The sequence below is a fragment of the Burkholderia sp. S171 genome, assembly GCF_009766085.1.
Classification (GTDB): Bacteria; Pseudomonadota; Gammaproteobacteria; order Burkholderiales; family Burkholderiaceae; genus Caballeronia.
In genome coordinates, this window is the sequence record NZ_LMUF01000042.1 from 44,440 (window position 1) to 57,915 (window position 13,476).

12 protein-coding genes are annotated in these 13,476 nt (G+C 57.6%); 5 read left to right on the forward strand and 7 right to left on the reverse strand.

Annotated elements, in window-relative coordinates; translation table 11 throughout:
• Positions 1-76 precede the first annotated feature (76 nt).
• Both GSQ93_RS22580 and GSQ93_RS22585 read right to left on the reverse strand, forming a co-directional pair.
• Positions 77-379: a DUF2945 domain-containing protein gene (locus GSQ93_RS22580; RefSeq protein WP_367889772.1), complete on the reverse strand. Its 303-nt coding sequence runs from the start codon at positions 377-379 to the stop codon at positions 77-79.
• Positions 380-806: 427 nt separating this feature from the next.
• On the reverse strand, positions 807-1,724 hold the full coding sequence (locus GSQ93_RS22585) for a DUF72 domain-containing protein (RefSeq protein WP_158937866.1): 918 nt from the start codon (positions 1,722-1,724) through the stop codon (positions 807-809).
• Positions 1,725-1,876: 152 nt separating this feature from the next.
• Here GSQ93_RS22585 and imuA point away from each other — a divergent pair, with 152 nt between their 5' ends.
• The 4 genes from imuA (at position 1,877) to GSQ93_RS22605 (ending at position 7,786) form a co-directional block, all read left to right on the forward strand.
• Positions 1,877-2,584 (forward strand): translesion DNA synthesis-associated protein ImuA, encoded by a 708-nt coding sequence (gene imuA, locus GSQ93_RS22590; RefSeq protein WP_158937867.1) that lies wholly within the window; start codon positions 1,877-1,879, stop codon positions 2,582-2,584.
• Positions 2,514-4,007 carry a DNA polymerase Y family protein gene (locus tag GSQ93_RS22595; protein WP_158937868.1) on the forward strand — a complete coding sequence of 498 codons (1,494 nt, stop codon included), beginning with the start codon at positions 2,514-2,516 and terminating at the stop codon, positions 4,005-4,007. Before imuA ends, GSQ93_RS22595 begins: the two co-directional genes overlap by 71 nt.
• Before the next feature lie 6 nt (positions 4,008-4,013).
• On the forward strand, positions 4,014-7,175 hold the full coding sequence (locus GSQ93_RS22600; protein WP_158937869.1) for an error-prone DNA polymerase: 3,162 nt from the start codon (positions 4,014-4,016) through the stop codon (positions 7,173-7,175).
• A 134-nt stretch (positions 7,176-7,309) separates the two neighbouring features.
• A complete protein-coding gene (locus GSQ93_RS22605) occupies positions 7,310-7,786 on the forward strand; it encodes a DUF2501 domain-containing protein (protein ID WP_158937870.1) in 477 nt (158 codons plus the stop codon).
• 575 nt (positions 7,787-8,361) lie between these two features.
• On the opposite strand, the gene GSQ93_RS22610 is transcribed toward GSQ93_RS22605, so the two are convergent.
• Both GSQ93_RS22610 and GSQ93_RS22615 read right to left on the reverse strand, forming a co-directional pair.
• Positions 8,362-9,501 carry a Shedu immune nuclease family protein gene (locus GSQ93_RS22610; protein WP_216857656.1) on the reverse strand — a complete coding sequence of 380 codons (1,140 nt, stop codon included), beginning with the start codon at positions 9,499-9,501 and terminating at the stop codon, positions 8,362-8,364.
• A 419-nt stretch (positions 9,502-9,920) separates the two neighbouring features.
• Entirely contained in the window at positions 9,921-10,850 is a 930-nt protein-coding gene (locus tag GSQ93_RS22615) for a LysR family transcriptional regulator (protein WP_158937872.1), read from the reverse strand.
• A gap of 170 nt (positions 10,851-11,020) precedes the next feature.
• Between GSQ93_RS22615 and GSQ93_RS22620 the strand changes: the two genes are divergently transcribed.
• Entirely contained in the window at positions 11,021-11,233 is a 213-nt protein-coding gene (locus GSQ93_RS22620) for a 4-oxalocrotonate tautomerase family protein (protein WP_133894772.1), read from the forward strand.
• Between the two features lie 141 nt (positions 11,234-11,374).
• Here the strand turns inward: GSQ93_RS22620 and GSQ93_RS22625 are convergent, their stop codons facing one another.
• The 3 genes from GSQ93_RS22625 to GSQ93_RS22635 all read right to left on the reverse strand — a co-directional run bounded on the left by GSQ93_RS22625 (position 11,375) and on the right by GSQ93_RS22635 (position 13,325).
• On the reverse strand, positions 11,375-11,524 hold the full coding sequence (locus GSQ93_RS22625; protein ID WP_158937873.1) for a hypothetical protein: 150 nt from the start codon (positions 11,522-11,524) through the stop codon (positions 11,375-11,377).
• Positions 11,525-11,661: 137 nt separating this feature from the next.
• Positions 11,662-12,507, reverse strand: a complete 846-nt coding sequence (locus GSQ93_RS22630) for a phytanoyl-CoA dioxygenase family protein (protein WP_158937874.1) — start codon at positions 12,505-12,507, stop codon at positions 11,662-11,664.
• Positions 12,508-12,548: 41 nt separating this feature from the next.
• Complete coding sequence (locus GSQ93_RS22635; protein WP_158937875.1) at positions 12,549-13,325, reverse strand: ABC transporter substrate-binding protein; 777 nt, start codon at positions 13,323-13,325, stop codon at positions 12,549-12,551.
• Between the last annotated feature and the right edge of the window lie 151 nt (positions 13,326-13,476).

The following is a 13,476-nucleotide window of genomic DNA, read 5'->3' on the forward strand; positions in this document are numbered from 1 at the left end:
TGGTTGTCTGTATGCCCATGAGCGCGAGCCCCGACGTTTTCGCCGTGACCGGGAGCGACAAGGCATGCCGTCTTTCTCATCGGACTTTTTTCAGCGCACTGGCTTTGTGAATGGCCGATTTACCGCTCTTTGAGCTTTTGACTTCGTATTGGGGATCACGAGGAGACGCCTTCGCAACGTGGCCGCCCGCCTTTGCTGGACTGGTCACCTTACGCGTGACTGTACCCTCGGTAGGGCCTTGCGATGTTTGCCATTGCACTTTGTCACCCTTGGATACCGTGGGCATATCGAACTCCTGAAAGATGCGGCGGCTAACGGGTGTCGTCGCCGAGTACAAACCTTCCTCTGTTTTTTGCCAGGCTACAACCAGTGACGGCATTTGCGCTCGGTGTGGGTTCTGGCACAGCACAATCCGCGCCACAGCCGCCAGATTACGTCATTCAACGGAATGGTCAGCGTGGTGCAATTTCGGTTCCTGCTTTTGCGTGATTCGCGGGATTGGATAGTTGCGATTGCTTCGTGCGTGACCGGTCTTGACGGCGACGAGACGAACGTCAGGGCAGGACGTCCCCCTCGACGCCTTTGTGCCCCGGGGTTGTTATCCTTCTTCTAGAATAGCCAGACTTCGCGCAGTTGTAATTTCACAGCGAGTTCGATCCCAGCCTTTCGTCCAAACGGGATATTCGATAATGACTAAATGAGCGACCGCTCTCTAGTTACAACCCCCGTTCGAACGGCCCTGCGAGCACGCTGTGAACGTTGCCTCGCGGCGGATGGCTGCCTTCGCCAGCAGACATCGAAACGGATCACGACGGCATCGCGTTCGCCCCGAGAATGCCCATTAACTTCAGCGCATTCCTCTGCCCCTGATCCTCGTAATTGGTATTAAAAACCACATGCGTCAAATCAACCGCTTTTGAAATCTCGATAACCTGGCTAGCGATTGAATCGAGTTCATCGTCGTTGTACTCGTAGTTGAATCTAGACGACGATGCCACCGCGCCTTTGATATTCCACGTGTCCTGATTGCGTCCATGCATGCGAATCAATGCCAGCCGTGAGTGCGTTGTTTCCCAAATGGCGGGGATGCTGTTACTCGACCCTTGCGGCTCATCCACCACCACATTCACCAGCCCGCGCTCACGTTCCATGGCCAGCGTGGAATCGCGGCGCTTTTCGTCGAACCACGTCTGATTGCGAAACTCGACCGCCATGGTGTAGCCGTCCATTGCGCCCATGACGTCCGCGCAGTGCTCGACATGCCGGATGCCATGGGGATTGCAGACCACCCACGGCGCGAACTGGAAATGTACGGCGCCAAGCTTGCCGGCGAGACGAAGCGGCTCAACGGCTTCAAAGTAGCGGCACCATAGTTCCTGCTGCAACTCGCCCGGCAAATCCTTGTAATACAGGCTCGTCTTGCCGTTCTGCGGCAAGTGCGGCTGTATGTCCGCCGGAAACATGTCGCGTGCGGTCTGATGCCCCGTGAACAAGCGGAACGCCTTGATGTTGAACACAAATTCGGGCGGTGTGCGCTCAGCCCACAACACCGAATTCGCGGCGTTAGGCATGGCGTAATAGCTGGAATCGACCTCCACCAAAGGGAACACGGACGCGTAATAACGCAACCGTGCCTCCGCGCTCGAACAACCGGGCGGGTAAAAACGCTTGCACTTGATTAGCGTGGGGTCTGTCCACGAAGCTGTGCCAACCATGATGGTCACCGCGCATTCTCCCTACCATTTTTACCGCAGTCTTTGCCGCATTCACAGGTCATAATTTCCTTCCCGTTTTTCTCTCTGCCTTTTAAAAGGGGCCGTTCAGGCTCGATCAAATTCAAGGTAAAGTACTGTACATCCATACAGTTAAATTTACCATGTCAGCCCTGCTCAAGAACGTCGAAGACATCCACCCCGCCTTGTGGCGCGGGTCGCAGCTCGCGCGCTCGCATGGGCAAACCGTTGACACGGGTTATGCCGTGCTGTCGGCCGAACTGCCGGGCGGCGGCTGGCCTCTGGGAACGCTGATCGAGCTGCTGGTGCAGCAGCCGGGCGTGGGCGAAGTCAGGCTGTTGCGCCCGGCGCTCGCCGCCGTGAGCAAACGTCCTATCGCCTTTGTGCAACCGCCTCATAGTCCAAATTCTCTCGCTTTCGCGTATCTGGGTGTGCCGCTCGACAAGCTGCTCCAGGTGCGTGCATCGAAACTGGCCGACGCATTGTGGTCAGCCGAGCAAATTCTCAAGACGGGCAGTTGCGGCGCCCTCGTCTTCTGGCAGCAATACGCGCGCACGGAATCGCTGCGGCGCCTCCACATGGCCGCGCAATCCTCTGAAACGCTATTCCTGATGGTGCGCCCGCTCGCGAGCGCGGCGGACTCGTCACCGGCCACGTTGAGGCTCTGCGTGCGGCCGGCCGGCGACGGTATTGCTGTCGACATCATCAAGCGCAAAGGCCCGATCCGCGCCGAAAGACTGTCCGTCACCCTGCAACCCTCTCCCGTTCTGCTGAGTCCCCATGCCCGTGTACGTCGGCATACATCTACCCCGGTTGTCGCTGGAAGTGTTCCGTCCACGCTGGTCGCGTAAGCCTGAACATGGCTGCGTCGTCCTCGACCGCGACACGGTCTTCATAGGAGACCGGGGCGCGCGCGAGGCCGGCGTGTGCGTGGGCATGAAACGCGGCGGCGTCCTTACGCTCTCGCCCGACACCCTCATGTTCGAGCGCGAGCTGAGCCGAGAAACCGATTTGATGCGCGAGGTCGCTTTTTCGCTGATGAAATTCTCACCCATGGTCGCGCTTTGCGATGAGGAAACCATTGTTATCGACGTCACGGCGAGCTTGCGGCTCTTCGGCGGCATCGTGCGGCTGTGTCATCAGATGCGGGACATTGTCGATGCCATCGGCGTGACTGTGCGCCTGAGCACGGCGCCGACCGGCCAGGGCGCGTGGCTGCTGGCCAAAAGCACCCGGAGCACTCACCTCGGCAAGCGGCGCGTGCTGAAAATGGCGTCGCTCGAACGCAAGCTCGGGACGCTGCCGTTCCAGGCCGCGCCGGAAGTGCGGGCGTTCACGGACTGGTTCACGGGGCTGGGCTGCAAGACGCTGAACGACATCCGCCGCCTGCCGCGTGCGGGTCTGAAAAAACGCTGCGGCGTCGCGCTGCTGGATTCGCTCGATCGCGCTTATGGACTCGCGCCCGAGCTCTATGAATGGCTGGCCGTGCCGCCGGCTTTCAGCGCGCGCATCGAGTTGCCCGATCGTATCGAGCATGCGGAAGCCATGCTGTTTTCCGCGCGCCGGTTGATCGTGCAACTGTGCGGCTGGCTGAGCGCGCAGCAACTGGCGCTCACGCACGCCACGCTTACGCTGGAACACGAGCGCGGCCGCGATGCCATCGACCCCACCGTTATCCAGATCGCCCTCGCCGAACCCACCTGGCACGAAGAACATCTGGTGCGCCTGTTCAAGGAGCGGCTTGGCCGCACGGAACTCGTGGCGCCGGTGATCGCCCTGCGCCTGAGCGCCGCAAAAATACAGCCTGCCGAACCGCCGACCGAGACGCTTTTTCCCGAACCCGGCGGGTCACCGGAAGACCACAACCGCTTGCTGGAATTGCTGGTTGCGCGGCTGGGCGCCGAGAACGTGCTGCGTGCGGCGCCTTCATCGGATTACCGGCCTGAACAGGCGAACCGATGGATCTCCGTCACCAACACCACCCATCCTCAAAAGCTTGAAGCCGTGCCGTCCGATCTGCCGCGCCCGGCGTGGCTGCTTGAAACGCCGTTGCAACTGATGATGAAAAGCCATCGGCCGTTTTATGGGTCGTCGCTGAAACTGGTGTCGCCGGCTGAGCGCATTGAAGCGGGATGGTTCGACGGCGGTTTGACAAGCCGCGATTATTTCGTCGCGCAAGCCAGCGATCAAAGTTGCTACTGGATTTATCGCGAGCGGCCCGGCAGTGCCGAAGCCGAAGACCCGCGCTGGTTTCTCCACGGTCTGTTTGGATGATGCGCCGTGGATACCCCCTTCTCCATGCTGCCCGCGTATGCGGAGCTTTTCGCGTTTTCCAACTTCACGTTTCTTCACGGAGCATCGCGTGGAGAGGAGTTGGTCGCGCGCGCGGCGCAACTCGGTTATGCCGGTCTGGCGATTACCGATGAATGCTCGCTCGCGGGTGTCGTACGCGCGCATGTGGAGGCGAAGAAACTGAATTTTCCGTTGGTGATTGGCTCGTATTTCAAGCTCGTCAACGCGGATCTTTCGCCGGCCTTCGGACTCATTCTGCTGGCGACGAACCGCAATGGTTACGGCAATTTGTCGGAACTCATCACCATTGCGCGCATGCGATCGAAAAAAGGCGCGTACCTGCTCACGCCGAAAGATCTGGCACGGCCCGATAAAGAGTTCGCGCACTTGCGCGGCATGCCGGATTGCCTCGCGATCCTGGTGCCCGATTTCCCCGCGAAGCAGGCCGCGCTCGATGCCCAGATCGAATGGCTCGACACCACGTTTCCTCAACGCGCGTGGGTTGGGTTGACGTTGCACCAGCGCGCGCTCGATGACATCCACCGGGGGATCGTCGAGCACGTGGCTGCGTTCCATAAGGTGCCCGTGGTGGCGACGGGCAACGTGGTGATGCACGTGCGCTCGCGCAAGCCGCTGCAGGACACCATGACGGCCATTCGCATTGGCAAGCCGGTGTCGGAATGTGGTTATGACCTCACGCCGAACGCCGAACAACATTTGCGTTCCAGGTTGCGGCTCGCGAATCTCTATCCGGAATACACGCTTGGCGAAACACTCAACGTACTCACGCGCTGCAGGTTTTCACTCGATGAATTGCACTACGAATATCCGAACGAAATCGTGCCGGCCGGTTATACCCACGCGGCTTATTTGCGCCAGGAAACCTATGTCGGCGCGCATCGGCGTTTTCCGCTCGGCATTGAGCACAAGGTGCAGGCGCAGATAGAACATGAACTCGAGTTGATCGAGCATATGAAATACGAGGCGTATTTTCTGACGGTCTATGACCTCGTTCGTTTTGCCCGCAGCGAAAACATTCTTTGCCAGGGGCGTGGTTCCGCCGCGAACTCCGCCGTGTGTTATTGCCTCGGTGTTACTGAAGTAGACCCGGCGAGCAGCAACATGCTGTTCGAGCGGTTTATCAGCAAAGAACGGGGTGAACCGCCGGATATCGATGTCGACTTCGAGCATCAGCGGCGCGAGGAAGTGATCCAGTACATCTATCGTAAATACGGGCGTGATCGTACGGCGATTGCGGCGGCTGTGTCCACTTATCGGCCGCGTGGCGCGTTGCGTGAAACGGGCAAGGCGCTGGGCGTCGATCCGCAGATTGTGGATCGCGTCGCGAAGTCGCATCAGTGGTTCGATACCAGTCAGGACCTGCTGCAACGCTTCACTGAATCCGGGCTTGATCCGGAGAATGTGTTGATTAAATCGTGGGCTTCGCTGGCTGCGCAATTGCTGAATTTTCCGAGGCATCTGTCGCAGCATTCGGGTGGTTTTGTGATCAGCCGGGAGAAACTCACGCGACTGGTTCCTGTCGAAAATGCGGCTATGGTGGATCGCAGCGTGATCCAGTGGGACAAGGATGATCTGGAAGCGCTGGGGCTTTTAAAAGTCGATGTGCTCGCGCTCGGCATGCTGTCGGCCATTCGACGCACACTCGATATGGTTTCGGAGAAACGCGGTGAGCGCTTCGAGATGCAGGACATTCCTCGTGACGATAAAGCGACCTACGACATGATCTCGGAGGCGGACACGATCGGCGTGTTTCAGATCGAGTCGCGGGCGCAGATGTCAATGTTGCCGCGACTACGGCCGCAGAAATTCTACGATCTTGTGATCGAGGTCGCGATCGTGCGGCCGGGTCCTATTCAAGGTGGTGCGGTACATCCGTATTTGCGGCGGCGTCAGGGTTTGGAGCCTGTGAGTTTTCCCAACGACGATCTGAAGGTCGCGCTTGATAGAACCCTGGGCGTGCCGATTTTTCAGGAACAGGTCATGCAGATTGCGATGATCGCCGCCGGGTTCACTGCCGGTGAAGCCGACGAATTGCGCCGCGCGATGGCCGCCTGGAAACGCAAAGGCGGTTTGGAGAAATACTACGATCGCATTGTGAGTGGCATGACTAAGAACGGTTATAAAAAAGCCTTTGCGGATGCCATCTTCGAGCAGATCAAGGGCTTCGGTGAATATGGTTTTCCTGAAAGCCATGCGGCGAGTTTTGCGCTGCTTGTGTATGTCAGCAGTTGGTTGAAGCGACATGAACCCGCGGCGTTTCTCGCCGCCATGCTGAACTCGCAACCGATGGGTTTCTACTCCCCTTCGCAACTCGTGCAGGATGCGAAGCGCCATGGCGTGGTGGTGTTTCCTGCTGACGTGACGGTGAGCGGCTGGGATTCGGTGCTTGAGTATCCGGATGAATGTCGGGGCGATGACAGCAGGCCTGCCGTGCGGCTGGGGTTATCGCTGCTTCGCGGGATGCGGGACGGTGCGGCTGAGCGTATTGAGACGGCGCGAAGTGTGCGTCAGTTCGAGAGCGTGGGTGACCTCGCGCAACGGGCGCAACTTGATCGGCATGATCTGCAGGCGCTGGCTGCAGCCAACGCGTTGACTTCGCTCGCGGGGAATCGGCGGGAAGCGTTATGGCAGTCCGTGGCCGCAGTGCCCGACAAGGACCTGCTCAACGATGCACGCGTGGAAGATGTCACGCCGCTGCTCGGCGCGCCTTCTGAGGCCGACGATATTGTCAGCGACTACAAGGCTACGGGTCTGTCGCTCGGACGTCATCCGCTTGAACTGCTGCGTCCGGCGTTGCTTGAACATCGGTTGATGTCGGCGGCTACGTTGCGCAATTACAGGGACGGCCGGTTAGCGCGCGGGTGCGGACTTGTGACCGTGCGTCAACGGCCTGGAACGGCGAAGGGGGTGATGTTCGTTACGATTGAAGATGAGACCGGTAACGTCAACGTCATCGTATGGCCCAGTCTGCTTGAGAAGCAGCGCCGCGAGGCGCTTGGTTCGACATTGCTGGCCGTGTACGGTACGTGGCAATGCGAGGGCGAGGTTCGACATCTCGTCGCGCAGCGGTTGGTGGATATGTCGTATCTGCTGGGTGGATTGACGAGCGTGAGCCGGGACTTTCATTGACATTTTTTGTCATTTTTTGATCATCAGCACTCCATCTAAATTGGTTTATCGCAAGCCGAGGGCGTTCTTATTCAACGTCTTGCGAGAAACGCACTATATTAGAGGCTGGTTTTAGTCACTGAAGGAGTCCGAGTATGAAAGTCCGCATGTATCGCCGCACAGTTGCAGGCATCGCAATTGCAATGTTGTTACCCTTTTCAGCCGCTCACGCGCAGCTTGGCAATTTGTTGAAGGGAGGCGGAAGCTCTGATGGTTCATCGTCCACCGGGCTCAGCAGCCTGGGGAGCATGAGCGGTATGACTGGCGGGTTGACCGGGTCATCGCTGACGTCGGGTAGTACGAGTAATGTTGCAGGGGTGCTGCAGTTCTGTATCAAGAACAATTATCTCAGTGGGAATGGAGCGTCGTCGGTTAAGGATTCGTTGATGAGCAAGCTGGGCGGGACGTCGGCTGCATCGTCGGATAGTGGGTATACGGCTGGGGCTGCCGGTCTTTTGAAAAGTGGCGATGGGAAGTCCGTGGATCTGAGTGGGGGTGGGTTGAAGCAGCAGGTTACCAAGCAGGTTTGTGACAAGATTCTTTCGCAAGGGAAGTCGCTGGCGGGTGGGTGATTTGGTGCTTTGATACTTCTCGGGTAAGTTGATGGGTTGCTTGGGTTGTTTGGTATTTTTTAACCCCGGTGGGTCCATCGTTCTTGCTGGGCTTGTCGGGGGGTATCGTGATGTATCGCCCTTCTCTTTGGTCCCGATTTCGGTTTCGATGAGCAACGCACTGTTTATCGAATAGCTTAATAATTGAAAAATCGCCGCCCGGGTTCGCGGGCGGAGAGCACGAGATGGGCCAATTACCGGCCGCCCGGTTTGCGTCTGATTACGTTTCGGCGATTGATAAGTTGAAAAGCGCAATATCGCCGCTCACGTCGTGTTTTGGGGCCACGCCGCCCGCGAGTTAAAGGAATTCACCACGAAAATTGTTAACCTCAGTGCGTAATTGAATCATCTCGGTCGGTAGCTGTTTAATTGAGGAAAACCAGCCACGACACGAGTGACACGCGGTAATAACGCAGTCGACCCCTTTACGGACATTTCCCGTTCCCGCGTCTTGCCAACTGTTGCCCTTGGACAAGGTCTCCTCACAGGGTGGAGCGGGGCAGTGCGAGAAGGCGATGCTGGTCAAGCCTAATCTATCAACCACCAAGAGCAACAATGGTATTGTCGAGCCGTCGCAACAGGTCATCGTATGTGATGATATCCATCATGTTCGTGTATTGGCGCTTTATCACCTCGAAGTCCAGCAGCTGACTGCTAGTCATGCTGGCACCGCCGATCTGATCGCGCCCGACGATGATGATCGCCTTAGGGTTGGAGATTCGGATCCTCATGCCGGGCGGCAGTTCAGTAGCATACTTTTTGGTGAGTGCGTTTTCGCCGTTGACGCCCCATTTCGACAAATGGAAGAGATACTTCTCAGCCTGCATGATGCTGCCGCTCAGCTCGGAGGTCGGGATGCTATTGCCGCGGTAAGGACTCTTGCGAAGGATGTTGTCATCGAAAGGTTTCTTGACCTCGATGACGTCGAGATTGCCATTGACGTCAACTAAACCGATGTCGATATAACGATTGGTCTTCTTGCTGTGGTCGCTGTAGTAGTCGTGGATAGTGATGTTCTCAAGCACCTTAATGTACTTCGGGAACAATAGTAGCAGGAAGGACAGCATCAGCTGCTGCCAGTCGCCCTCGGACCAATCCTTCTTGGTCTCCAAGGCATCGTTGATCAGGTCTCGGATCAAGACGTATTTCTCGACCTCCAGTTTCTTCAAGACATCCAAATCGAGTTTCGCGGTGCTGGTGAGCGACGTCTTTTTGTTGAGATAGTTCTCATAGCGACCTCGTGCATCCTTCATTCCGTTTAGGTACTGAGAAAGGATCGCGTGAACGCGGGCATTAGCATAGCGATCGAGTTCATAGGTGTTTGGAAATTTTTTGAGTAATTCCTGAAATACCTCCCACGGGATTGCGTCGAGACGCTGTCCTCCAATAACGATGGGCTCGGAGTGTTCTAGTAGCTCTGATAGCCGACCAAAAATCGAAACGTTGCGCTCAGCAGCAAAGATCGACCGCTTGAGAGTCACATCACGACTTATGAGCAAGTTGTTCTTGATATCGAGGAACCGTCCAGGTATCTTCACATAGCCATCTTCGAATGTGCCGAACTGAAACCGATACACGTAATTTTCGAAATCTTGTGTGGGCGTGGGAGGGTTTAGCAGATCCGTTATTTCGAACGAGAATACGCGGGATACCCGCGTCACATTGTTGGTCTTCATCTCCTCCCAGACCCATTGGTTATTACTTCCCAAATCTCCTTCGTATTCGAGATCTACACTTGTAGCCGTGATTTTGAATCTAAGCATGTTTTCCTTTGGTGCAAGAATCCGACGCTTTTACGTGTGTCTATTGAGCGATATTTTTGGACACTCGCTCACCGCCTGTTCTGGCGAGCGCCAAATCAGAAGTACGCTCGTGGCGCGAGGACTGCTCTGCAATGACCGCTCCTGGTGGATCGCGGCCAACACTCCTTCCTAGCCAAATTGTAGCAACCGGTTCTGTCCGGTTTCTACCTGAAAACGGTGATTTTTTGATTTGATGCCGGATGGCCGTTTTGGCCGAATAGCACTCTTCAGTGTTTTGACGGCGGTCGACAGGTCGTCGGCCTTTGCCGCCATTCACACTCTTTCGTGAAGGTCTATAGCACCCTTGCATTCAACCCGTTCTCACCGCCGAATTTCGCCGCGTACACCTGACTCGCCCAATCCACGAAAGCACGGACCCTCGGCGCAAGCTGCCGGTGCTGGGGATAGAGAATATTGATGGGTAAGCCGGGACTCTCCCACTCCTTCAGGACCTCGACAAGGCGACCATCGGCGAGCTCGTCCTCTACGTGGAAGCGGGGCAACTGGATCAGACCCGCCCCGCGCAACGCGCAGACGAGATAATTCTCAGCGTCGCCCACCGAGATCCATTTCCGCAGCTTGAATTCAGTGATCTTCCGCTCAATGCGCAGTTCGATCGCATAGGAGGACTCGCTCGTCGGGGAAAAGAAGCCGACGGCTTCATGCGAGGTCAGGTCAGCCGGTGTCGAGGGCATACCCAATCGCTCCAGATAGGCGGGGCTCGCGCAAATGATCTGCGGCACGACGGCCACGGGCCGCGCGATCAGTGACGAGTCACGCGGACGCCCCCCGCGGATCACGCAATCGACACCTTCGCGCACGAGGTCGACGAGGCGATCGCCGCTACTCACCACCAGTTCGATACCCGGATAGCGCGCACGAAACTCGTCGATGCGCGGCAACACGATGCGTGTGGCATGCGTGCCATGCAGGTCCAGCCTCAACACGCCACGCGGGTTGCTGGTCTGATGCGAGAACGACGACTCCGCATCGTCGATCTCGCTCAGGATGCGCACGCAGCGCTCGTAAAAAGCCTGGCCGTCGAGTGTCGGCCGCACGTGCCGCGTCGTTCGCTCGAGTAACCGCGTGCCGAGCCGCGCCTCAAGTGCCTTGATGGCATAGGTCGCGGTCGCGCGCGGGATGTCCACCATGCTTGCGCCTCTGGTGAAACTGCCCTGCTCGACGATCCGGACGAACAACTGCAGCGTGTCAAAGCGATCCATATCCGCCGACCTCGATTAGTTATTCCCATTGAATAGTCATGGCAATTTACCACCATTTATCCAAGTACCCCGCGCTGGAATAATCGCTCTCAAGGCAGTCGGCCACCTTCGCAATGTCCAGGTGGCGAAAACCGACACCTCGTTTTCAATCCTCAATAAAGGAGTGTTTCATGCCATTTGCCAATTACAAGTTTCCGGAAGGCACGCTCGATGCCGCGAAAAAAGAAGAAATCATCCATCGCACGACGGCCATGTTCGTCGAGTACTTCGGCGAGGGCGTCCGTCCTTACTCGATGGTTCTAGTGGATGAGGTCGCCGACGGCGGCTGGGGGCGCGCCGACGAAACCCTGACGATGGAGAAGATGGGTATCCCGCGCAACTGATGTCCATACGGGCGCGAGGATTACCGCCTCGCACCCGTTCAATCGCAAGTCAAACCCGCAGGACGCGGCGGCTAGGCTCTGACCTGACCACCGTATTCCGCCAACAACTCGTCCATTAGGACTCAAAGCCCTCGCGAGTGCTCACAGTCCGCTCGTCAACCACGGCGACGACTGCAGATAGCGGACTACGAGCCGTGTGGCCTCGTCGATGAGCGCTTCAAACGCTTCGTCCGAGAGGCTTTCAGAATGGTGCACGACCGCCTTATGCGTCAGCGCCTCTATTGATGTCACGCACACAAACTCCGCAAGCTAGTTTGGGAGAAAGCGAATTCGAGCAGCCTGTCGATTTCGTCTTCACCAGCGCAAAGCCTGCGCGCATCGAGTTGCCGCTCGGCGACCGGTCGAGCGGCAACTCGCTATCGCCTTCCTCAAGCCGCAGGCCAGACAACAGGAAACAGCGGATGCTCCATTCGCGCGCCTTCACTGAGCGTCTCCGCGAGACCCGGGAACTCGGGCGACGTATGCCAACGGCGCGGCGCGTGCCGAACATCGTCGCCGATAAATCGAACCGAGAACGCACGCCGCCGTGTCTGCCCGCTCACACCGCCAGACGCATGCAACGTCAGCATGTTAAAACACACCATATCGCCCGGTTCCAGCGTCCATCCAATGATCGGATAAGCGTCCCGGTCAGCTTCGATATCCGGCAGATCCGCAAGACTGCCTTCCGGAAACCACTTCGCCTGATTGTCCATGAACGTACGCGGCATCAGCCACGGCCCGAGATGCGAGCCCGCGACAAACTCCAGCCTCGACGCTTGAGAAACAGGATCGACCGGGATCCACATGCTGACGTTATCGCGACCGGTGATGTTGTAGTAAGGCTGGTCCTGATGCCACGGCGTACGCTGCCGCGTATTCGGCTCCTTCACCAGCAGATGATCGTGGTAAAGCCGTATTGTCTCGCCCCCCAACAACGCCGCGGCAACCGCGGGTGCAGCCGATTGAAAAATAAACTGACGATATGCTTCGTTATCCTGCCAATTGCAGAAATCCTCGAAGAACCAGCCCGGATCGTCGGGGCGGCTCGCGACTTTCGCACGCGGACTAGGCGCTTGCAGATTGCTATCGATACCCCCACGCAGCAAAGCAACTTCTTCCTGCGTGAATATCTGGCGAATACACACCGCGCCATCGCGATGAAAATCTTCCACCAATTGCCGGGTGACGGCCCGCTCAAGACGAGCGGTTACGGTCTCCAAAGTCTCCGACATACCTGACTCCCTACGAGAAAGAATGGGCTGAGTTCTGACGCTCAATCGCCGTAAATATTAAAATTAAAATACTTCGCAGCGACCTGTTGATACACGCCGTCCTGACGTATCGCGGCAATGGCCTGGTTGATCTGCGTTGCCATCGGCGTGTCGCCCTTCCGGATACCGATCGCCACATCGCCCGCCACGCGACTGTCCCCCACCGGCTTGCCCACCAGCGCGAAACCCTTGCCTTGCGGCGTCTTCAGAAAGCCAAAGTCAGCTTGCACGGCGGCCTGAAATGCCGCATCGAGACGATTCGTCACCAGGTCCTGGTAGATCTGGTCCTGCGTCTGATACGACACCACCGTCACGTTCTTCGGCGCCCACTCCGCCTTCGCATAACTCTCCTGGGTCGAACCCTGCACAACCCCCACGCTTCTTCCCTGCAACGCCTGCGCGGTCGGCTCAAGACTCGATCCCGTGCGCGCAATCAATGCCGAGCTGCTGTTGTAAAGGCGGTTGCTGAAGTCAATCTGCTGACGCCGCGCCGGTGTAGCCGACATTGCCGAGAGTATGGCGTCGAACTTGCGCGCCTTGAGCGCCGGGATCATGCCGTCGAAGGTCTGCTCGACCCACACGCACTTCTGATGGAGCTGCGCGCAGATCGCGTTGCCCAGGTCAATATCGAAACCCGTGAACGATCCATCGGGCGCCTTCGACTCGAACGGCGGATAGCTCGGATCGACGCCAAAGCGAATCGCCTCTTTGTCCTGTGCAAGAACGGCAAGGGGCAACATCGCCAGTGCGCAAAGGGCTGAAAGCCTTACGTGTTTCATGGAGTTCCCCGTCGGTATTGAATCAGTTTGAGCGTTCGGCGTTCAGTCGATGTCGATAGAAGCAGTCATTCGTGTGGGTCCCTGTGAGTCCCTAAGCAACCCCGGAGCTTCATCGGGTGACGCTACCGTAGCGCGACAGAAAACGAGGCGG

What these genes read in the sequence shown, in the direction of transcription:
- GSQ93_RS22610 (WP_216857656.1), bottom strand. Translation starts at nt 9,501, where the DNA reads ATGAAGACCAACAATGTGACGCGGGTATCCCGCGTATTCTCGTTCGAA.
- GSQ93_RS22580 (WP_367889772.1), bottom strand. Translation starts at nt 379, where the DNA reads ATGCCGTCACTGGTTGTAGCCTGGCAAAAAACAGAGGAAGGTTTGTAC.
- GSQ93_RS22615 (WP_158937872.1), bottom strand. Translation starts at nt 10,850, where the DNA reads ATGGATCGCTTTGACACGCTGCAGTTGTTCGTCCGGATCGTCGAGCAG.
- GSQ93_RS22620 (WP_133894772.1), top strand. Translation starts at nt 11,021, where the DNA reads ATGCCATTTGCCAATTACAAGTTTCCGGAAGGCACGCTCGATGCCGCG.
- GSQ93_RS22630 (WP_158937874.1), bottom strand. Translation starts at nt 12,507, where the DNA reads ATGTCGGAGACTTTGGAGACCGTAACCGCTCGTCTTGAGCGGGCCGTC.
- imuA (WP_158937867.1), top strand. Translation starts at nt 1,877, where the DNA reads ATGTCAGCCCTGCTCAAGAACGTCGAAGACATCCACCCCGCCTTGTGG.
- GSQ93_RS22605 (WP_158937870.1), top strand. Translation starts at nt 7,310, where the DNA reads ATGAAAGTCCGCATGTATCGCCGCACAGTTGCAGGCATCGCAATTGCA.
- GSQ93_RS22595 (WP_158937868.1), top strand. Translation starts at nt 2,514, where the DNA reads ATGCCCGTGTACGTCGGCATACATCTACCCCGGTTGTCGCTGGAAGTG.
- GSQ93_RS22635 (WP_158937875.1), bottom strand. Translation starts at nt 13,325, where the DNA reads ATGAAACACGTAAGGCTTTCAGCCCTTTGCGCACTGGCGATGTTGCCC.